Raw genomic sequence first — 19,846 nt, forward strand, 5'->3', positions numbered from 1 at the left:
ATTCGCTCACCCCTTGACGGCCCCCGCCGCAATGCCCCGGACGAATAATCGGCCCGAGACGAAGTAGATTGTAAGCGGCACCAACCCCGTCAGGATCGTTGCGGCCATGTTGACGTTATATTCCTTCACCCCCTGCACCGAGTTCACGATGTTATTGAGCTGCACCGTCATCGGGTAGTTATCGGGCTTGGTGTAGATCACCCCGAACAGGAAGTCGTTCCAGATCCCCGTCACCTGCAGGATCACCGCCACCACGAAGATCGGCAGCGACATCGGCAGCATGATGCGGAAGTAGATCCCCCAGAACCCCGCCCCGTCGACGCGGGCCGCCTTAAAGAGCTCCTCGGGGATCGAGGTGAAGTAGTTGCGGAACAGCAAGGTCAGGATCGGCATCCCGAAGATCGAGTGCACGATCACCAGCCCGAAGAGCTTGGTATAAAGCCCCATCTCGCGCAGCATGATCACCAGCGGGTAGATCATCACCTGATAGGGGATGAAGGCGCCGAAGATCAGGATCGTGAAGAACAGGTTCGCGCCCTTAAAGCGCCAATTCGCCAGGGCGTAGCCGTTCACGCTCGCAATCGCGATCGAGACCAGCACCGAGGGCACCGTGATCTGCACCGAGTTCCAGAAGCCCCGGGAGAGCCCGTCGCAGTTCAGACCCGTGCAGGCCTCCCACCAGGCCTTCACCCAGGGCTCGAAGGTGATCTCGACCGGCGGGGCAAAGATGTTGCCCAGGCGGATCTCGGGCATGCCCTTCAGCGAGGTCATCACCATCACGTAAAGCGGGATCAGGTAGTAGACCGCGATCACGATCAGCGTGCCGTACAGCATGATGTTGCGACGGCTCAGCGTCTTCTTTGGCTTCGGCCCGCGGGGGCCGTCCATGATGGCTGCATCAACCACGCTTGCGCCCTCCGAATTCGAGATAGGCCCAGGGGATCAGCACCACCAGCACGCTCACCAGCATCATCGTTGACGCCGCAAAGCCCTGGCCCAAGTTCTGGCCGCCGAACATCAGGTCATAGACGTATTTCGCGGGCACCTCGGACGCGATGCCCGGCCCGCCCGAGGTCTGCGCCACCACCAGGTCGTAGACCTTGATGATCCCCGCCGCGATGATCACCAGCGCGGTCACGAACACGGGCCGCATCATCGGGATGACGATGAAGATATAGGTCTTCCACATCGGGATGCCGTCCACCCGCGCGGCCTTCCAGATCTCTTGGTCGATGCCGCGCAGTCCCGCCAGCATCAGCACCATCACAAAGCCGGTGCCCTGCCAGAGCGCGGCAAAGAGGATCCCATAGATCACCCAATCGGCGTTAAAGAGCGGGTCGAAGGTGAAGTTCTCGAACCCCAGATCGCGCACGATCTTCTGCACGCCGAACTCCGGCGTCAGCAGCCACTGCCAGACCAGCCCGGTCACGATGAAGCTGAGCGCGAAGGGGTAGAGAAAGATGGTGCGAAAGACGCTCTCGAACCGGATCTTCTGGTCCATCAGCGCGGCCAGGACGAACCCGATGACCAGCGAGAAAATCAGCATGCAGATGCCATAGATCGCCAGATTCTCGATCGAGACCAGCCAGCGGTTGGTGCTCCAGAGGCGCTCGTATTGGTCGAGGCCGATGAACTGGCTCTTGGGCAGCAGCTTGGAGTTGGTGAAGCTGTGATAGATCGTCCAGCCGGTCGAGATCACAAAGACCCCGATGGCGGTGAAGGCCATGGGCACGGCGGCGACCTTGGCGGACATGTTCACGGCAAAGGTGCGCTCTAGCCGGCCGGGCTGGTGCATGCCCTTGTCCAGCGTGCCGATGGCCAGAATGCCGATGGCGATCAGAACGAACAGCGCGGCGGCGAAGAGCGCGAAGGGCTCGAACACGTTCCACATCTTGCGGAAGGACTTCAGCGCGGGCCAGGCCGCCTGCACATCCTTCTGCGCCAGCGCCCATAGCCCCATCGCGACCACCGCCGCAACGACCCAGCCAATCGCGTACCATTTGAAGCGGTTGGCCGCCAAGGCCACCCCGCGCGCCTCTACGATCAACAGCACCGCGGCGATGCCAGCGAGCGCGAGAAGCACCCAAGGCGCCGTGACCAGCACCGCATAGTCCAAGCCGATTGTCACCAGAACGAAGGCGACAAAGGCCAGTGCTATGCACCAAAGATAGCCGCGTTCGGCCAGCTCTCGCATCTCAAACCCACCCCTCAAGATTCAGAAAGCGCCGCCGATCCGCAATGGGACCGGCGGCGCATGCACGCGCCAACTAGTCGGCGCTTGCCATGATATCGACGTAAGCCGCCTGAACCGCCTCGACGGTGACAGACTTGTCGTTCCAGAACTCGGTCATCAGCGACTCGATTTGGTTCCGCGTATCCGCGCTAAGCGTGTTCACGCTGTCGGGCAGTACATTGCCATCGGCCAGGATCTTTAGGCCTTTTTTCATGCAGTCATTGGCCGCCGAAAGGTCGATATCGCCGCGGATCGGCAGCGAACCCTTCTTGAGATTAAATGCGACCTGAACCTCTTTGGAGATCAGCAAAGACGCCATCTCCCTCTGCGCTTCTTCGATATCGGGGTCATCGTTCAGCGGGAAGTAGAACGCGTCGCCGCCGGTGGCGATGACCTCGTTAACGCCAAGGCCGGGGAGGCAGGTATAGTCCTCGCCTGCGACCTGCTCGGCCACCTGGAATTCGCCTTGCGCCCAATCCCCGTGGATCTGACCACCCGCTTGGCCGGTGATCACCAGGTTGGTGGCCTGGTTCCAGTCATTGACGTTCGATCCCTCGGACAGCCGGCGCGCGGCGTCGTAAGCCTCGAACACCTTGGTCATCTCAGCGCTGGCTGCGGTATCGGCGTTCTTGTTTGAAAGCACGTCCAGGTACAGCTCTGTTCCGCCAACAGCGACCATAATCGCATTGAAGGCCAGTTCTGTCTGCCAAGCCTGCTGGCCCATTGCCAGCGGCACAACGCCCACTTCTTTCAGCTTGGGTGCGGCGTCTACGAACTCGAACCAGTCGCTGGGCACGTCGACGCCGGCCTTTGCAAAGGCCTCGTGGCTCAGCCACAGCCATTGCGGCGAGTGGATATTGACCGGCACGCAGTAGACGCGGCCATCCAGGGTGCAGGCGTCCAGCAGGCGGACCGGGTTCACGATGTCGCGCCAGCCCTCGGCCTCGGCGATGTCGGTCAGGTCAAGCATCAGGCCCGCCTCGACCAGCTCCTCGGCCTGGCGGCCGTGGTTCAGCTGGGTGGCGCCCATCGGCTCGCCGCCGATGATGCGGCTGATGATGATCGGGCGGGCAACGCCGCCAGAGCCAGCGATGGCCCCGTCAACCCAAGTATGTTCCGTGGCATCAAAGGCCTTTGCGAACTCGGCCACAGCGGCGGCCTCTCCGCCCGAGGTCCACCAATGCGTGACCTCAAGTTCGGCGGCCGAAACCGCGCCCGCGGCACAGATCGCCGCGGCACTCACAAAAGATTTTAGGGCCTTCATAATTTCTCCTCCCATAGAGATCTATAACGTTATAGAATCGAGCTAAAACGATTTAGATTCCAATTTCAATCTAGAATTCTGTGAAATTGCCTGAAAGAATGTGATTCGAAATGAATTGGAACGCAACGGGGCGGCGACGCGAAATGCTGTGCCCCACGACCGCGAGATGGGACGATGCCAGTTACATCCCACGACAATCGCGGAGCCGACATGGCAAAGCGGCCAACGCAAAAGACCATCGCAAAGCTGACCGGCTTGGCGGTGGCCACGGTGTCGCGCGCCTTGGCGGACGCGCCCGATATCGGCGAAGAGACCAAGCGCAAGGTCCGCCAGGTCGCCGCCGAGATCGGCTATCGCCCGGACCGGGCGGGCGTGCGGCTGCGCACCGGCAAGACCAACGTGATCTCGCTGGTGATGTCCACCGACCACGACATGATGAACCACACCGCGCGGCTGATCTCATCGATGGCGGGCGAGCTGCGCGATTCGCCCTATCATCTGATCGTTACGCCCTATTTCTCGTATGAGGACCCGATGGATGCGATCCGCTACATCGTCGAGACGCGCTCGGCCGACGCGGTGATCTTCAACCAGACCACGCCGAAGGATCCGCGGGTCGCTTATCTGCTCAAGCAGAACTTCCCCTTCGCCACCCATGGCCGCACCGACTGGAGCGACGAGCACGCCTATTTCGACTTTGACAACACGCGCTTCGCCGAAATTGCGGTTCACGAGCTGGCCAAAAGGGGGCGCTCACAGCTTTTGTGCGTCCTGCCCCCGATGAACCAGAACTACGCGCAGCACCTGTGGGAGGGCGCTGGCAAAGCGGCGATAGAAAGCGGGATCAGCGTGCACCGGCTGCTGTCGGCGTCCAATGATGACCCGCGCGACAAGCTAGCCTCGGCGCTGAGCGCGGAATTGGCGCTGCAACCCAAGTTGGACGGCATTATCACCGCCGCGCCGAACGCGGCCATGTTGGCCGCGACCGCGGTCGAGGCGCGGGGGCTTGTTATCGGGCAAGACATTGACATCGTGGGCAAAGAGGCCGTTCCATTCCTAACGCATTTCCGCAAAAACATCCTGACCGTACGAGAAGACGTCGCGCGGGCGGGCCGGTTTCTTGCGAATGCCGCGATGCAACAAGCCGCCGAACCCTCTGAGCCGCCAATGCAGTCCCTGGACGTGCCCAAAGGGTTCACCTGAGCGCAGATATCTTCGCGACAGCGGATCGCGAAGAATCTGACTTAGTCTCTGAAGTGGAATGCGGCAGACCCGATTGCCTCAGTCAGCCCGCTCTTGATTTGCGAAGGGCGTCTGCATATGCGCCCTGCCGCCTGCGGAGGCCAAAGCGAAGACGTTTGGGGGCGGCTGCAGTTCCGCAAATTCGCCCGCGGACTTAATGTAGCGCTTCAGCAGCTCCAGATAGAACAACAGCTCGCTTTCCAACTCGGTGAAACGCGAGAGCCTTTCCTGGGCGGAGCGCTGCGCTGTGTCGTCGCCAAACAAGCCACCAAGCACGTTAGAGACCACGTCGAAGACCGGAATGCAGATGTCGTGCAATGCCGCGACCGCCAACGCCTCGCGGTGGTTCACCGATGGCAGGCTGAAATGCGTTTCGATGCCGAATGCGGCCTGAACACCGCCGATGAAATAGGCGAAGCGAATGATCACCTGACGCGCGAGGTTGGCCCCGGTATGAACCAGCATCCTGAGGCGCCCAAGCACCAGCCCAGGAAGCTCGACAACCGTGTCGGGTTCCGAGAAAACCATGGCGTCCTTGTTGATCGATCCCAGCAGCTTTTGGACGTATTTTGCCAGTTTCGGGCTAAGGATCGCGTCAACGCCATTTTGGTTCGAAAAGCTCAAACGGTGGCGAAAGTTCGGTTGCGCGATATCCACAGAGTCCACAATGAAACCAGCGTCGCCCGGAGCCTGGCTGAGCTGGATTGACAGCATATCAGGTTTGTTTTTCTCGACATTCATCCTTCGGCTCTCACAGGTCACAATTTAACGGGGTCCATGATTGCACAAGCCTAGTTAACAAATTCCTACTGATGGTACGCAGGTCGAATAAAATATTAGGCGATCTTAAAAAATCGTTTTGCTTTCGCATCGCTACGGGCGCTCTTCGTCACCGCTATCCGGAGATCTGAGTTTTTCGCAGCCCTGCCAAATACTTGAAGCCAGGATCCACCTCTTCCCCGAGCGCCGCCGCGCCTGGCGAGGTCACGGCGCGCGCCAACAGCTCCAGCCGGAACAAAAGATCGTCGCGACTTCTTAGGATACCGTCCGAGCAGGTCTGAAACACCGCCGGCGCTTCGGCCAGATTAAAATAATTCTCCTGCACGCGCGCCACATCATAGGCGCGGCCGACCACGCGCTCTAACGCGTCTACGGCAATCGCGCTTGGTTCGGTTCTTGTGCGCGAATGCGTGTCGCGCAGCAGGCTCTGGATGTTCCCCGAAACGCTGAGGAACCGGAAACGGTATTGCTGAATACCTTCGTGCGACTTGGTGGCCAGCACATGCAGGCCCTTGAGGGTCAGGGAACCTTTCTGAAAGCACTCCTCGACATTTGTCAAAATGGAGTGCGAAAGTGCGACCTCTTGGACGCGCTGCGCCAAATAGGTCGCAAAATCCTCTGCCAAAACGGATCCGATACCGCGGTCCGTTTTCAACGACGCGACGTGGTGGCGAATGCCCTGGCTTTGAATCTCGAGGTATTCGATCTCCAAGTGACCCGTCCGCTCGGATCGCAACAGTTTAATATTTAAGGTCACCGAACAGGAACTAGTATCGACCATAGCCCGCTTTCGCAAAGGAACGCATTAACAAACAGTTAACCTAAGACTCTTAACGAATCATTACCGCACCGTTCGGCACCGCGACGCAGAACGCCTTAGAGCCTCTTTCATTTCCGGATTAGGGACTTAAGAGATCCTCGCCGTTGCGCTGCGGCACGACCGTGACGTTCATACCAGAGGCCTGCCCCGCCGAATCAGAGAACGGGTGGATCCCCAGCCAATAGTGCTGCCCATCAACATGCACCTCGATCGACATTGCCTTGCGCAGGCGGAAGGCCTCGCTGCAGAGCTTTGCGAGTTCCGGAAAGTCGGGATGCGGCTGGGTCTGCGCCAGATGCATCCCCGTCACCGGCAGCTCGTCAATGCCAAAGAACGCGAGGGCGGGCTCGGACAGTCTTCGTATCAAAAGCGCGGGGTCCACGACCAGGATGGGATAGGGCACGTGATCCAAGACCGCGGTGAGCTCTGAGGTGACGGTCTCTAGCTCATACGTGCCGACATGCATCTCTTCGTTGACCGTGATCAGCTCTTCGTTGGTGGATTCCAGCTCTTCGTTCGAGGTTTCCAGCTCCTCGTTGGTGGCTTGCAGCTCTTCATTGGCCGATTGCAGTTCCTCGTTCACCGATTGCAGCTCTTCGTTCGACGTCTGTAATTCCTCGACGGTTTGCTCCAAAGCCTCACGGGTGGCGACCATCTCTCGTTCCATCTCGAGCACATATTTGGCGCGCTCGGCGGCGGAAAGTTCCGTGACCTTGGGAAGGGCCGCTTTGCCTTCACGGGACTCGACGGCGAACAGGACGTGGTCCTCGCCGCCATCCTCATTTTGGATCGGAAAGGCCCGGATTCGGACTTGTTTATCGCCCGGCTCGCCCATGTCGTGCCAACGGCCCGAGCGAGTCTCATTCATTTTCAACGACACTGAAATCAGGCTGCTGGCCTCGTCGCGCAGACCTTTCAGCAGGATCTTGGTGTCCATGTTCAGCGCGCTGTGTTCCGAAACCTCGACGATGTTCGAGATATTGCCGAAGACCCTAACGATTTCCCCGTTCCTGGTGGTTATGAACCCATTGGGCGCGACAGTACGCGCCAGGGTTTCGAACATCTGCCCGCGCGCGCCCTCCTGTTTGTCGGCGTTGCTGCGCTCCCAGGCCTGGCGCCGGGACCGGCTTAGGTTAAAGTTCGGCTCCTCGTATTTGGTGCGCACGTCGCGCCGGGAAAAGACCTTGTCCAATCCCACGCGCGCCTCGAAGTAAGCATGCGTTGCGCCAACCGTTTCGGAGGTCCCAAGGAACAACCTACCGCTGGGCAAGAGCGCGGAATGCACCCGGCGCAGGACACGCTCTTGCAGACGGGCGTTGAAGTAGATGAGGATGTTGCGCAGGCTGACAAGGTCCACATTCTTGAACGGCGGATCCTGCGCGACATTGTGATACGAAAACAAGATGAGCTTGCGCAGCGCCGGCTTGACGCGCAGGTTCGCTCCATCGACCTCAAAGTACTTCTCTGTGAGGTTGCTTGGGATGTCGCTGGCCGCACTGATCGGGTAGACCCCCTTTCGAGCCACCTCAAGAGCGCGGGAATCGATGTCGGTGGCAAATACCTGCAGGCCCATGCTGGACAGCGCATCCAGACCGCCCAGCGCCTCGGCAAAGAGTATCGCCAGCGAGTAGGCCTCCTCGCCGGTTGCGCAGCCAATGACCCAGACGCGCAACTGACCGCTGGAATGATCCCGAACGAGCTCTTCGATCACACGGGCGAACTGGTCGAAATGCATGGGATCGCGAAAGAACCGTGTCACCGAGATCAACAAATCCCGAAACAGGGCGTCCACTTCGGTCTCGGATCGGCGGCAATAGTCGACGTAATCGTCATACTCATCAATCCCAAGCGCGACCATGCGCCGAGCGATGCGCCTGTTGACCGTGTTCTCCTTGTAGTCACGGAAATCGACCTGGGTCCGCGCAAGAAGGATATGCATCAGATCCGTAAGCCGGACCGTGCGGCGGTTGAGCTGCTGCAGGTCCTGCAAATCGTCCGGCCGCGTCAGAATGCGGTTCAGATGGCGTCCGATTTGTTCGGGCGTCAGCGTCAGATCGACAAAGCCGGTCTCAATCGCAGAAGCGGGCATACCATCATATTTGGCCGAGCTGGGCTCTTGCGCGATCGTGATGCCGCCGGCCTCGCGCACCGATTGCACGCCGTAGCTGCCGTCACTTCCCGTGCCGGACAGAACAATCGCCAGGCATTTTGCGCCGACATTCTTGGCCAAGCTGTCGAATAAGCGATCCGCGCTTGGCTTGGGCGAAGAGGCATGCCCGCTTGGCGCCATCAGCCGCAGCTTGCCGTCCTTTAAGACCACGTCGTGGTTCGGCGGCGTCACATAGATTGTGTTTGCCTTAGGCTCCATCCCATCGGTGATATCAAGAACCGGCAGGCTGGTTTCGCGCGAGATGATCGAGGTAAGCAGGCTATTATGCGTCGGCGACATGTGCTGCGCCAGGATGTAGACAGAGCTCGCCGAGCCCGGCAGGTTCTGCGCGAGAAGGGTCGCGGCCTCCAAGCCGCCTGCCGAGGCCGCTATCCCGACATAGAATAATGGTTTCTCTTCTTTACTCTCCGCGGGCGACGACATCGTGGCAATTGGTTCCGTGCGTTGTTCTTGTTCCATTGATCCAAACCATGATGACGCTTATCGACCCAGGCGTGTAAAGAGGTATGTCGACACACGCAATTTCAAGAGCTCAGGAGTCCCGCCATACTAGGCCGGTATTGGGAATGTTGCGTCCGATCGCGCGCGCAGCGGTCATGGCTCTTTTTCCAAGCTGTTACTCACCCTCATTGGGCGGCGTCTCCGCCCATAAATAGAGGATTGCTTAAGCAGGGTTAACAATTTGTTAACCGCGATGATTCTCTGTGTACCAATTTTTAACGTTTTGGATTGCGGGATATCCGAAGCTAGTTTTTCACCGCATCGCAAGCGCGCGGGCGATCGGCGCCGCACCGTTCGCTCCGGGCAGATCAAAGCGCTAATCCAGCCAGCGGACGGCTTTTCGCCGGCCCTCTGGCTTGCGCCATCGCTGCTTTTTGATGATCCTGCCTGGGATACCTAGCAGGGACACCAGCAAAAATGCCAAGAGACTACATCAAAGCGGCGCCCAAGACGTCTCGTACCGATGCCGCGTCCGTTCGGGATACGGTGGCAGAGCTGCTGGCCGAGGTAGAGGCCGGACGCGAGGACGCCGCGCGCAGGCTCGCCGAGCGGTTCGACAAATACACCGGCGCCGTGGTTCTGGATGCCGAGGCCAAGGCCGCCGCCGCCGCCTTGGTGCCCGAGAAGCTCAAAGACGACATCCGCTTTGCGCATGATAACATCCGCCGCTTCGCCGAGGCGCAGCGCGCCGCGATGCAGGATTTCGAGGTCGAGATCGGGCCGGGCCTGGTGGCGGGGCAGCGCTCGATCCCGGTGCGCTCGGCGGGCTGCTATGTGCCCGGCGGGCGTTATAGCCATGTGGCCAGCGCGATGATGACGGTGACCACCGCGAAGGTGGCGGGCGTCAAGCATATCACCGCCTGCTCGCCGCCCCAGGGGAACGCGGGGATTTCCCCCGCAATCATCTTCGCCGCGGATTACTGCGGCGCGAACGAGGTGCTGTCGATGGGCGGCGTTCAGGCCGTGGCCGCGATGGCCTATGGCCTGTTCGACCTGCCCAAGGCCGACATCGTGGTGGGCCCCGGCAACCAATTCGTGGCCGAGGCCAAGCGGATGCTCTTTGGCTATATGGGGATCGACCTGATCGCGGGCCCCACAGACAGCCTGGTTCTGGCGGACGCGCACGCAGATCCGGCCATCGTGGCGCAGGATCTGGTGGGCCAGGCCGAGCACGGCTATAACTCGCCGGTCTGGCTGGTGACCGATAACCGCGCGCTGGCCGAGAAGGTCCACGCCCTGGTGCCCGATCTGATCGCCGACCTGCCCGAGCTGAACCGCCAAAACGCCGAGGCCGCCTGGCGCGACTATGCCGAGATCGTGGTCTGCGCCAACCGCGAGGAGATGGCCGCCACCAGCGACGACTATGCGCCAGAGCATCTGACCGTGCAGGCCGAGGACCTGGATTGGTGGCTTAACCGGCTGGAATGCTATGGCTCGCTTTTCTTGGGCGAAGAGACCACCGTTGCCTATGGCGACAAGGCCTCGGGCCCGAACCACGTGCTGCCCACGTCCGGCTCGGCGCGCTACACCGGCGGGCTCAGCGTGCACAAATACATGAAGATCGTCACCTGGCAGCGCGCCACCCGCGCCGGTTCCAAGCGCGTGGCCGAGGCCACGGCTCGGATCTCGCGCCTAGAGGGCATGGAGGGCCACGCCCGCACCGCCGACATCCGCCTGGCCAAGTACTTCCCCGGCGAGAATTTCGACCTCGGCGCCGAAGACTGATGAAGGCGCTCGTCTATACCGGCGTCAAGGCGATGACCTATCGCGACGCGCCAGAGCCGAACCCGGATATGGGCGAGAATCTGATCCAGGTCGAGGCCGTGGGCATCTGCGGCTCTGACATGCACGGCTATCTCGGCCATGACGAGCGGCGCCCGGCGCCGCTGATCCTCGGCCATGAGGCGGCAGGCACCGTGATCGAGGGCCCGCTGGCGGGCAAGCGCGTGACGGTGAACCCCATGGTGCCCTGCGGCACTTGCGAGACCTGTACCGAGGGGCGCGAGAACCTCTGCCCCGAGCGCCAACTGATCTCGATGCCGCCGCGCGAGGGCGCCTTCGCCGAGCTTTTGCGTATGCCAAGCGACAACCTGGTGGAACTTCCGGATGGGTTCCCGATGGATAAGGCGGCGATGGCCGAGCCGCTGGCCGTCTGTTGGCACGCGATCAAGCTGGCCGACCGGCTGACCATTCGGCCGCTTGAGCATTCGCGCTGCCTGGTGCTAGGCGGCGGGGCGATCGGGCTAGGCTCGGCGCTATGTCTGCAGGCGTTTGGCGCGGGCGAGATCGTCGTGGCCGAGACCAACCCTTTGCGCCGCACCTATTTGGCCGCGCATGCGCCCGGCGCGGTTGTGGACGCCGCGGATTTGGAGACGGGCTACGACCTTGTTGTCGACGCGGTGGGCTACCGCGGCACGCGCGAGGCCGCCAGCGCGCTCGTGAAACCCGGCGGAGCGATCTGCCATATCGGGCTCGGGGATGCGGATGCCGGACTGGATATCCGCCGCGCGACCCTGCAAGAGATCACCTTCTTCGGCACCTATTGCTACACCAAGGCGGATTTTCGCGAGACCGTGGATGCGATGACCTCGGGGCGGTTGGGCCCGCTGGAATGGACCAGCACGCGCGCATTGTCCGAGGGCTCAGAGGCCTTCGCCGACCTGCTTGCCGCGCGGGTCGAGGCGCCCAAGGTGATCTTGCACCCTTAAGTCTCGGAGCGGACCAAATCCCTTCCAAGGGATTTGCAACTTCCTTGAAAGGAAGTTGGCCCCGCTCGCGGCAAAGGTCTCACCACCCCCCTCTCAAAGGCGGCTCCCCCGGGTCCAAATCCCTTCCAAGGGATTTGCCGATTTCTTGCAAGAAATCGGGTCGCGTTAATCAAAGAGCGCGGTTCGCAAACGCTCGGCGCCCGCCTGTAGCACCGGCAGCTGCGTCACCGCCTCGTCCAGCGCCATGCGTTGCACCGGGCCGTGGAAGGCCAGCGAGGCAAAGTACCGCCCCTGGGTGTCTAGCACCGGCACCGCGATGGCCACCATGCCATCCATGAACTCCTCGTCATCCAGCGCGTAGCCGCGCTTGGCCGTCACGGCCAGCTCGTCCAGCAGGGATTGCGGCTCGGCGACCGTCTGCGCCGTCAGCTTTTGCAGATCCAGCCCCGCCACGAAGGCCCGCCGCGCCTTGGGCGCCATGCTCGCCATGAAGGTCTTGCCGCTGGCCGTGCAATGGAACGGAACGTTTGACCCCACGGGCAGCTGGATGCGGAAGGGCCAGTCGGTCTCCACGCGATCAAGATATGCCATGCCGGTGGTTTCAGGCACCACGTAGTTCACCGTCTCGCGCACCTCGCGCGCGATGTCGATCAGCACCTGATGCCGCGCGATGTGGCTTTGCGAGGTATGCAACAGGCCCGACCCCAGGGCGCGCAGGCGGCGGGCGGGTAGAAACCGGTTGGTGTTGCCCTGCCGGGCCAGAAAGCCTTCGCGCTCCAAGGTGGTGCACAGCCGATGAACCGTCTGCTTGGGCAGCCCCAGCTGCTCGTTGATCTCGGTCGCCGTCATCGCGTGGTCGCTCTTGCCCAGCACCTCCAGGATCAGAAGCGTGCGTAGGTTGGTTGGGATGCGGTCCGGGGCCATGGGCGATTCTTTGTTGTCTTATTGGAGAATCATTGTAACGTCATATTTAAATGAAAATCGAGACAAAAAGTCTCAATAATTGACAAAAGGTAGAGATGGAGTTTGATTTCGTCATAGTTGGCGCCGGTTCGGCCGGCTGTGTTCTGGCGAATCGCCTCTCTGCAAGCGGGCGTTACACCGTTGCGGTCCTCGAGGCCGGGCCACGGGACAGCAACCTCTGGATTCACGTGCCCGTTGGGTACTTTCGCACCATGGGCAACCCCAAGACGGACTGGCGCTACACGACGCAGCCGGACCCCGGGGTCGCGGACCGCGCCATGGCCTGGCCGCGGGGCAAGGTCCTGGGCGGGTCCAGCTCGATCAACGGGCTGCTTTACGTGCGCGGGCAGGCGCAGGACTTTGACCAATGGCGCCAGCTGGGCAATACCGGCTGGGCCTGGCAGGACGTGCTGCCCTATTTCCAGAAGTCCGAGACCTGGCATGGCGAGAATGGCAGCCCCTATCGCGGCACGGACGGGCCGCTCTCGGTGCAAGAGCCGCGCCTGAACCGCGAGATCGTGGACCGCTGGGTCGAGGCCGCTGTGGCGGCGGGCTACAAGCGCACCCATGACTACAATGGCGAGGACCAGGAGGGCGTTGGGTATTTCCAGACCACGATGAAGGGCGGGCGGCGCTGCTCTTCTGCCGTGGCCTATCTGCGCCCCGCCGAGCACCGCCATAACCTAGAAATCCTCACCGACGCGCAGACCGAGAAGGTGCTGCTGCAAGAGGGGCGTGCCATTGGGGTGCGGGCGCGGGTGAACGGTCAGATGACCGATATCCGCGCGCGTTGTGAGGTGGTGCTGTCTGCGGGGGCCATCGGCTCGCCGCAGATCTTGATGCTGTCGGGGGTGGGGGACCCCGACAGCATCTCCTCACACGGCATCGAGACCCGGCACGCGCTGACCGGCGTCGGCAAGAACCTGCAGGATCACCTGCAGGCCCGCCCGATCTATAAGACCGACCTTTCGACCATCAATGTCGAGATCAGCAACATCTTCAAGCAGGCCCTGATCGGGCTGCGCTACGTGCTGACGCAGAGCGGGCCGATGACCATGGCCGCCTCGCTTGGGACCGGGTTCCTAAAGACCGAAGAGCATATGGAGACCCCGGACATCCAGTTCCATATCCAGCCCTTCTCGGCGCAGGACCTGGGCAAGGGTCCGGTGCGGCACGGGTTCTCGGCCTTCACGGCCTCGGTGCTGCAAATGCGCCCTGAGAGCGCCGGGCATCTGGAGCTCACATCCGCCAGCATGGACGACCACCCGGCGATCCACCCCAATTACCTGGCGACCGAGACCGACCGGCGCACCATCGTCAAGGGCATCCAAGTGGCCCGCAAGATTGCGCAATTCGAGCCGCTGAAGTCCCACGTGACCGAGGAGTTCGCGCCGGGGCGCGAGATCGCCTTTGACGACGAGGCCGGCACGCTGGAATGGGCCCGCCAGACGGCGGTGACGATCTACCACCCCACCGGCACCTGCAAAATGGGCAGCGACGACCGCGCCGTGGTTGACGCGCGCCTGCGCGTGCACGGCATCCGGGGCCTGCGCGTGGCGGACGCCTCGATCATGCCGGTGATCACCTCTGGGAACACCAACGCGCCCTGCATCATGATCGGCGAGAAGGCGAGCGATATGATCTTGGAGGACGCTATTTGAAAAGCAGGTTTCGGGATTGCTGAAACTGCAAATAATCCGGCGACATGCTGGGTAGACTATGCCACCCTGGGTGGCAAACGCACGGCCCATTGGCCTTTTGGGGCGGCGCGCAAAATCAAAGACGTAAGGGCCGTGTAACCTATGGGAGGATATCCATGTTTAATTTCAAGACCTTGGCGATGGGGGCTGTGGCGGTTGCCCTGACCGCGTCGACCGCGATGGCAGAGAAGGTGCTGCGCATCCAGTCGGTTCTGCCGACCACCGCTGACGAAGTCGTCATGCTGAAGGCCTTCGGTGACGACGTCGCCGCCCTGACCAACGGCTCGCTGACCATCGAAGTGCTGCCCGCTGGTGCCGTTGTTGGTCCGCGCGACATCATGGACGCGGTAGATGCAGGCCTGGTCGAGGGTGGCTTTGCCTGGACCCACTACTGGGGCGGCAAGCACGTCGCGGCGAACCTCTTTGGCGCGCCCGTTGCGGGCGCCGGGGTTGGCATGGACAACATCGCGTTCCTGTCCTGGTTCCAGTTCGGCGGCGGCAAAGAGCTGTATGACCGCCTGTGGGACGAGATGGGCGTGAACGTCAAAGGCTTCATGCTGCAGCCGGTTGGCCCCGAGGCCCTGGGCTGGTTCCCTGAGCCGATCACATCCATGGACGACTTCCGTCAGATGCGCTTCCGCGCGCCTCCGGGCATGGTTGGCGCGGCCTATGCTGACATCGGCGTGCCTGCCGTGGCCATGGGCGGCGGTGACATCCTCCCCGCGCTGGAAAAAGGCACCATCGACGCGGCCGAGTGGTGCTGCCCAAAGCCGGACTCGGTGTTTGGCTTCCAAAAGGTGCTTAAGCACTACTACCTGCAGGGTCTGCACCAGGTGGTCGTGAACGCCGACATGTATGTGAACGGCGATTTCTACGACGATCTGTCCGATCTTGAGAAGAAGGCCCTGGAGGTCGCCGCAACCGCGTCGCTGTCCAAGTCCATGTCCTACCGTATCTTCGAGAACGGCAAGGCGCTTAAGGACCTGACCGAGAACCACGGCGTGATCCTCGAGGACACCCCGGCTGACTACTTCACCGAGTACTCCGCAGCCGCTGCCAAGGCGCTGCAGGCTGCTGCGGACGACAACGCGTTCTTCGCCGAAGTGTGGGCGTCCCAGCGCGCCTTCGCCGAGGTCGCGGTTCCGTTCTGGGCCGGCGCTCAGACCTCGAACGCGGGCCTTGGCCGCGCCTTCGCGGACACCCTGAAGTAAGAACCCATGCGTAGGATGGGGTTTAACCCCATCCTACCGTTCTTTCTCTCCAAGCGCCCCACCGCGGGCGTTTCGAAAAAAAGAACGCGGATAGCAAATCCACGTCTATGGGAATGGGAGGGAACGCCACATGGCAGAGGAACCGAATCCAGAAGACCTGGAAATCGCTGACGAGCTGATCGCCGAGCGACGCGCCGAGGCCCCCGGTGAAACGCCCGAGGACATGACGCCCTGGCAGCGCCCGATCACGGCGGTCATCGACGTCATAAACTATCGCGCCGGTCAGCTGATCGCGCTGCTGATGGTGCCGCTGATCGCGGTGGTGGTCTACGAGGTCTTCGCGCGGAACTCCTTCGCGATCCTGCAAAACGCGGGCTTTGAGGAGCTGGCGCGCTCGCTGGGGCTTGGGCCGACGCTCTGGGTCTACGACACCAGCCGGATGATCGCGGGCGTGCTCTTTATGGCCGCCGCCGGGTACGGGCTGATGCGCGGCGTGCATATCCGCGCGGATTTCCTCTACCGCAACTGGACGGACAAGACCCAAGCGACGGTGGATGCCTCGCTTTACCTGATGTTCTTCATGCCCTCGATGATCTTCTTCACGATCGTGTCGGCAGAGTTCTGGTGGCTGGCCTATTCGCGCGGAGAGACCATGCAGATCGACAGCGCCTGGGGACCGCTCCTGTGGCCCGCCCGGACGGCGATGCCCGTCGGTGGCCTGCTGCTGATGCTGCAGGGCATTCCCGAGATCTTCCGCGCATTCCACAAGATGGGCAAGGAGCGCGAGCGCATCTTCGTGCGCGCTTTGCCGTTCTATCTGATCGCGCTGGCTTGGCTGATCCTGGCCATCTTCGCGCCGGATTACGTGCCGGGCGGCGAGTGGTTCACCGAGCTGATGAAGGCCCGCCCGGGGCTTGATAAGCCCACCATCGGCCTGATCATGCTGACGGCGATGCTGTTCGTGATCTTCATCGGTTTCCCGATCTCGTTCACGCTGATCTTCCTGGCCTTCGTCTTCGGCATCTGGGGGGCGAATTTCAAGCTCACCACCCTGCTGATGACGCTGAACACCAACTCCACCATGCTGAACGACCAGCTGATGGCGGTGCCGCTCTTCGTGCTGATGGGCATCGTGATGGAGGCCGCGGGGCTGATGGAGCGCCTCTTTGCCTCCATCCAGATGATCATGGCGCGGGTCCGCGGGGCGCTGTTCATCGCGGTGCTGATCGTGTCGACGATCTTTGCCGCCGCGACGGGCATCGTGGGCGCCTCGGTGACGCTGCTGGGCATTATGGCCGGCGCCACGATGAGCCGCGCGGGCTATAACGTGCAGCTCGCGGCGGGCACGATCACCGCGGGCGGCACGCTGGGCATCCTGATCCCGCCCTCGATCATGCTGATCGTGATGGGGCCGGTGCTTGAGGTGTCAACGCTGGACCTGTTCCGCGGCGCATTCGTTCCCGGCGCGATACTTGCGTCTCTGTACCTGCTCTACACCCTGGGCCGCTGCTGGCTGAACCCCAGCCTGGGCCCGATCCTGTCGGAAGAGGACCAGCCGGAGACCTCCAAGTTCTACGGCGCCGAGGTGGCGTTGATCTGCCTAGGCGTGCTGACGATCTGCCGTATCTTCGGGCTCGGCATCGGCGGAGCGTTTGGCGGGGTGGTGCCCTTCGGCGGGCTGATCGTTCTGGCGATCACCCTGGCCGTGGCCTACGCCGCCTATCGCAACCTGAGCATCCTGCGGATCATGGTGCCGGTCGCCGTGCTGTTCCACCTCTACATGATCGTGGCCAATAGCGGCGACGGCGTGTCGATCTGGTCGATCGTCTTCGGGGCCTTCATCGTTCTCCTGGCGGTGCTAGGGCGCACGATCTACAGCAAGGACGCGGACGGTAACTTTTACTTCTCCGACCTGTGGGACGAGTTCTTTGCCGGGCTGATGCCGCCCACGATCCTGATCTCCTTCGCCTTGGGGTCGATCCTGCTGGGCTTTGCAACGCCCGCAGAGGCCGCGGCGATGGGCGCCTTCGGCGCGATCCTATTGTCCATCGGGTACCGCAAGTTCTCGGTCCCCAGCTTCTTTGACAGCCTGATCAAGGCGCTCGAGATCACGGTGCTGATCATGTTCCTGGTGGCGGCCTCGAACTTCTTTGGCGCGCAGTTCAGCGCGCTCGGCACGCCCAAGATGCTGACCGAGTTGCTGCTTGGCCTCGATATGTCGCCCTACCTGATCCTGCTCCTGGTGATGGCGCTGATCTTCCTTCTGGGCTGGCCGCTGGAATGGGTCCCGATCGTGCTGATCGTGGTGCCGATCCTGCTGCCGACGGTCGAGGCGCTCTCGGTGCATGGGCTCAGCCGCTACGACATGATGGTCTGGTTCGGCATCCTGGTGGCGGTGAACCTGCAGACGGCCTGGCTCAGTCCGCCGGTGGCCTTGTCCGCCTACTTCCTGAAGGGAGTGGTGCCGAATTGGGACCTCAAGGACATCTACCTGGGCATGATGCAGTTCATGCTGGTGCAGCTCTTGGGCCTGATCCTGCTCTTCATCTTCCCGCAGCTGGTGCTTTGGCTGCCCAAGGTGATGGGGGGCTAGGCGGCCTTATCATTCAAACAGCTGAGAGCGCCGATCCATCAGGTCGGCGTTCTTGCTTTGGGTGGCGCGGCAATGGGTGGTGGGAGTTTTGGGCTGGAGCGAGCTTCGACTTCAAGCACACCGCCCCAACAACGCTTGCCGACACCAGATGCTTCGGAACCCATACAGCGCAACCGCCCGAGCTTGCCTCGGGCAGCGGCCGACCTCCCCCAGGAGGCCGCTTTTGCCACGTCGCAACTCATTGGAACGCTTGCGCTTTCGAAGACCGCACGCAACACAGAACCGTAGCACAAGCGACCTCCAGGTCGGCCGCAGCCCGGGTTGTACTTGGTTCAAGCCGGAGGCCCCGGATCAAGTCAGGGGCGGCGGATCTTCAAGGCCCACTCCAAGCCAAACTCAACCACACCACAAAACACTCAGACAGAAAAACGGCGCCGGCCTGGGAGAAGGAAACCGGCGCCGTAGCTTACTGAAGCCGCGCTTGGAACAGCTCCAGATGACGCGAGACGATCTCTTGGTATCGGCCGTCTTCGCGCAGTTTGGCGAGACCCGCGTTGACCCGATAGAGATGGGTCGTCCCGCGCCAATGCCGCTTGGAGATCACAACATGCAGCCCCTCTTCCGAGACGGGCTTCTCCAGCTGCACGACCTTATTACGCAGCCCCATTTCCAGGATCACGCTGGCCCCCAGGAAGAGGTTGACCGTCGCGGCATCGACCTCGCCCTGCATGAGCCTGTTGAAGCAATCCCTGGGACTGTCGCCCGCAACGAAGGTGATCTTGCCCTCGCTGATCCACTTGCGGTCCTGCCGGTCCAGGTCGTGGGTGAAGTACCCGGCCGGGCGGCAAAGCGCGCGCCCAAGGATGTCGCTGTCATCGCGGAACTGGAACTGGTTGTCCTCGCGCACGAACAGCATGATCGGCATCAGCATCAGCGGCTCGGAGAACAGGAAGTTCTGGCAGCGCTCGTTTTCCGGCGCGGCGTCGCAGTCCGGCTTGAGCCAGGGAAAGCCCATGTCGAACGCTTTCTCGTCCAAGAGCGGGAAGAGATGCCGCGACCAGTCGTCCTCCCAGGCAACCGAGTAGGTCACCGGGTTGGGCGTGTTGTCGAGCGCGGCATGCAGGAGCTCTGTGACCAGCCCCTGCTCTGGCAGGGTCTTGTCGGTGAACGGGGCGTAGTTCCCACCGGTCAGCAGGCGCAGCTCCGCGTTGGCGGGATAGCTGCGTTCCAGTGGCGCGGCCGGGGCGGTACTTGCCAGCGAGGCCGCGACGTTCTCGGCGACCGTCGGCAGGTCCGCGGGCGGGGTGATTGGGGTGACCGGCGCCGCGGTCGGGGCCACATTCGTGACCTCCACGCTGCCCTCTGCACTGGGCGGTGCTGCCACCACCGCCGCCCCGCCGTCATTCAGGCAGGGGATGTAGAGCTGGTTGCCTGGCAGCAAACCCGGCACACCCGACGCGGCTTGGTTGGCCTGATAGACCAGCTGCCAATGCGCCCGCGTGCCGAAATGCTCTTGCGACACCGAATAATATGTATCACCGGCCTGCACGGTGTAGTCCACGTCACAGGCCGCCGACACCGCGCCCGGAGCCAGCGCCACCGCAAGCGGCGCCAGCAGGGATCGGGCGGGTCGAGAGGTCAGATGCCTCAGCATGGGCACG

The 19,846-nt window shown here is 62.1% G+C and carries 14 protein-coding genes; 6 read left to right on the forward strand and 8 right to left on the reverse strand.

All coding sequences use genetic code 11. The annotated features are described in order from the left end of the window. Positions 1-6 precede the first annotated feature (6 nt). The 3 genes from AIOL_RS02275 to AIOL_RS02285 all read right to left on the reverse strand — a co-directional run bounded on the left by AIOL_RS02275 (position 7) and on the right by AIOL_RS02285 (position 3,497). A complete protein-coding gene (locus tag AIOL_RS02275; RefSeq protein ID WP_082152387.1) occupies positions 7-888 on the reverse strand; it encodes a carbohydrate ABC transporter permease in 882 nt (293 codons plus the stop codon). A 10-nt stretch (positions 889-898) separates the two neighbouring features. After that, a complete protein-coding gene (locus tag AIOL_RS25660) occupies positions 899-1,795 on the reverse strand; it encodes a carbohydrate ABC transporter permease (RefSeq protein WP_049641926.1) in 897 nt (298 codons plus the stop codon). Between the two features lie 472 nt (positions 1,796-2,267). After that, positions 2,268-3,497, reverse strand: coding sequence for an ABC transporter substrate-binding protein (locus AIOL_RS02285; protein ID WP_049641397.1), 1,230 nt, complete (start codon positions 3,495-3,497; stop codon positions 2,268-2,270). A gap of 210 nt (positions 3,498-3,707) precedes the next feature. Here AIOL_RS02285 and AIOL_RS02290 point away from each other — a divergent pair, with 210 nt between their 5' ends. Then, positions 3,708-4,700: a LacI family DNA-binding transcriptional regulator gene (locus tag AIOL_RS02290; protein ID WP_049641398.1), complete on the forward strand. Its 993-nt coding sequence runs from the start codon at positions 3,708-3,710 to the stop codon at positions 4,698-4,700. Positions 4,701-4,778: 78 nt separating this feature from the next. Here the strand turns inward: AIOL_RS02290 and AIOL_RS02295 are convergent, their stop codons facing one another. The 3 genes from AIOL_RS02295 to AIOL_RS02305 form a co-directional block, all read right to left on the reverse strand. Next, positions 4,779-5,480 (reverse strand): hypothetical protein, encoded by a 702-nt coding sequence (locus tag AIOL_RS02295; RefSeq protein ID WP_049641399.1) that lies wholly within the window; start codon positions 5,478-5,480, stop codon positions 4,779-4,781. 154 nt (positions 5,481-5,634) lie between these two features. Continuing rightward, entirely contained in the window at positions 5,635-6,231 is a 597-nt protein-coding gene (locus AIOL_RS02300; RefSeq protein ID WP_049641400.1) for a hypothetical protein, read from the reverse strand. Between the two features lie 187 nt (positions 6,232-6,418). Further along, complete coding sequence (locus AIOL_RS02305; protein WP_049641401.1) at positions 6,419-8,932, reverse strand: CheR family methyltransferase; 2,514 nt, start codon at positions 8,930-8,932, stop codon at positions 6,419-6,421. A gap of 495 nt (positions 8,933-9,427) precedes the next feature. Here AIOL_RS02305 and hisD point away from each other — a divergent pair, with 495 nt between their 5' ends. Together hisD and AIOL_RS02315 are read left to right on the forward strand one after the other, a co-directional pair. Continuing rightward, positions 9,428-10,735 carry a histidinol dehydrogenase gene (hisD, locus tag AIOL_RS02310; protein WP_049641402.1) on the forward strand — a complete coding sequence of 436 codons (1,308 nt, stop codon included), beginning with the start codon at positions 9,428-9,430 and terminating at the stop codon, positions 10,733-10,735. Further along, positions 10,735-11,718, forward strand: coding sequence for a zinc-dependent alcohol dehydrogenase (locus tag AIOL_RS02315; RefSeq protein WP_049641403.1), 984 nt, complete (start codon positions 10,735-10,737; stop codon positions 11,716-11,718). The genes hisD and AIOL_RS02315 overlap by 1 nt, the downstream gene beginning before the upstream one ends. Positions 11,719-11,883: 165 nt before the next feature. Here AIOL_RS02315 and AIOL_RS02320 read toward each other — a convergent pair whose 3' ends face one another. After that, on the reverse strand, positions 11,884-12,642 hold the full coding sequence (locus AIOL_RS02320; RefSeq protein ID WP_049641404.1) for an IclR family transcriptional regulator: 759 nt from the start codon (positions 12,640-12,642) through the stop codon (positions 11,884-11,886). A 95-nt stretch (positions 12,643-12,737) separates the two neighbouring features. Between AIOL_RS02320 and AIOL_RS02325 the strand changes: the two genes are divergently transcribed. The 3 genes from AIOL_RS02325 to AIOL_RS02335 all read left to right on the forward strand — a co-directional run bounded on the left by AIOL_RS02325 (position 12,738) and on the right by AIOL_RS02335 (position 18,185). Further along, the gene (locus AIOL_RS02325; protein ID WP_049641405.1) at positions 12,738-14,342 is read left to right on the forward strand and encodes a GMC family oxidoreductase; all 1,605 of its coding nucleotides are present in this window, start codon (positions 12,738-12,740) and stop codon (positions 14,340-14,342) included. Between the two features lie 155 nt (positions 14,343-14,497). After that, positions 14,498-15,592 carry a C4-dicarboxylate ABC transporter substrate-binding protein gene (locus AIOL_RS02330; RefSeq protein WP_049641406.1) on the forward strand — a complete coding sequence of 365 codons (1,095 nt, stop codon included), beginning with the start codon at positions 14,498-14,500 and terminating at the stop codon, positions 15,590-15,592. Positions 15,593-15,722: 130 nt separating this feature from the next. After that, on the forward strand, positions 15,723-18,185 hold the full coding sequence (locus AIOL_RS02335) for a TRAP transporter large permease subunit (protein WP_049641407.1): 2,463 nt from the start codon (positions 15,723-15,725) through the stop codon (positions 18,183-18,185). Between the two features lie 466 nt (positions 18,186-18,651). Here the strand turns inward: AIOL_RS02335 and AIOL_RS02340 are convergent, their stop codons facing one another. Beyond that, entirely contained in the window at positions 18,652-19,839 is a 1,188-nt protein-coding gene (locus AIOL_RS02340; protein ID WP_082152389.1) for a transporter substrate-binding domain-containing protein, read from the reverse strand. Between the last annotated feature and the right edge of the window lie 7 nt (positions 19,840-19,846).

Source organism: Candidatus Rhodobacter oscarellae, from assembly GCF_001078595.1.
GTDB lineage: Bacteria > Pseudomonadota > Alphaproteobacteria > Rhodobacterales > Rhodobacteraceae > Rhodobacter_B > Rhodobacter_B oscarellae.

What these genes read in the sequence shown, in the direction of transcription:
- AIOL_RS02275 (WP_082152387.1), bottom strand. Translation starts at nt 888, where the DNA reads ATGGACGGCCCCCGCGGGCCGAAGCCAAAGAAGACGCTGAGCCGTCGC.
- AIOL_RS25660 (WP_049641926.1), bottom strand. Translation starts at nt 1,795, where the DNA reads ATGCACCAGCCCGGCCGGCTAGAGCGCACCTTTGCCGTGAACATGTCC.
- AIOL_RS02285 (WP_049641397.1), bottom strand. Translation starts at nt 3,497, where the DNA reads ATGAAGGCCCTAAAATCTTTTGTGAGTGCCGCGGCGATCTGTGCCGCG.
- AIOL_RS02290 (WP_049641398.1), top strand. Translation starts at nt 3,708, where the DNA reads ATGGCAAAGCGGCCAACGCAAAAGACCATCGCAAAGCTGACCGGCTTG.
- AIOL_RS02295 (WP_049641399.1), bottom strand. Translation starts at nt 5,480, where the DNA reads ATGAATGTCGAGAAAAACAAACCTGATATGCTGTCAATCCAGCTCAGC.
- AIOL_RS02305 (WP_049641401.1), bottom strand. Translation starts at nt 8,932, where the DNA reads ATGTCGTCGCCCGCGGAGAGTAAAGAAGAGAAACCATTATTCTATGTC.
- hisD (WP_049641402.1), top strand. Translation starts at nt 9,428, where the DNA reads ATGCCAAGAGACTACATCAAAGCGGCGCCCAAGACGTCTCGTACCGAT.
- AIOL_RS02315 (WP_049641403.1), top strand. Translation starts at nt 10,735, where the DNA reads ATGAAGGCGCTCGTCTATACCGGCGTCAAGGCGATGACCTATCGCGAC.
- AIOL_RS02320 (WP_049641404.1), bottom strand. Translation starts at nt 12,642, where the DNA reads ATGGCCCCGGACCGCATCCCAACCAACCTACGCACGCTTCTGATCCTG.
- AIOL_RS02325 (WP_049641405.1), top strand. Translation starts at nt 12,738, where the DNA reads ATGGAGTTTGATTTCGTCATAGTTGGCGCCGGTTCGGCCGGCTGTGTT.
- AIOL_RS02330 (WP_049641406.1), top strand. Translation starts at nt 14,498, where the DNA reads ATGTTTAATTTCAAGACCTTGGCGATGGGGGCTGTGGCGGTTGCCCTG.
- AIOL_RS02335 (WP_049641407.1), top strand. Translation starts at nt 15,723, where the DNA reads ATGGCAGAGGAACCGAATCCAGAAGACCTGGAAATCGCTGACGAGCTG.
- AIOL_RS02340 (WP_082152389.1), bottom strand. Translation starts at nt 19,839, where the DNA reads ATGCTGAGGCATCTGACCTCTCGACCCGCCCGATCCCTGCTGGCGCCG.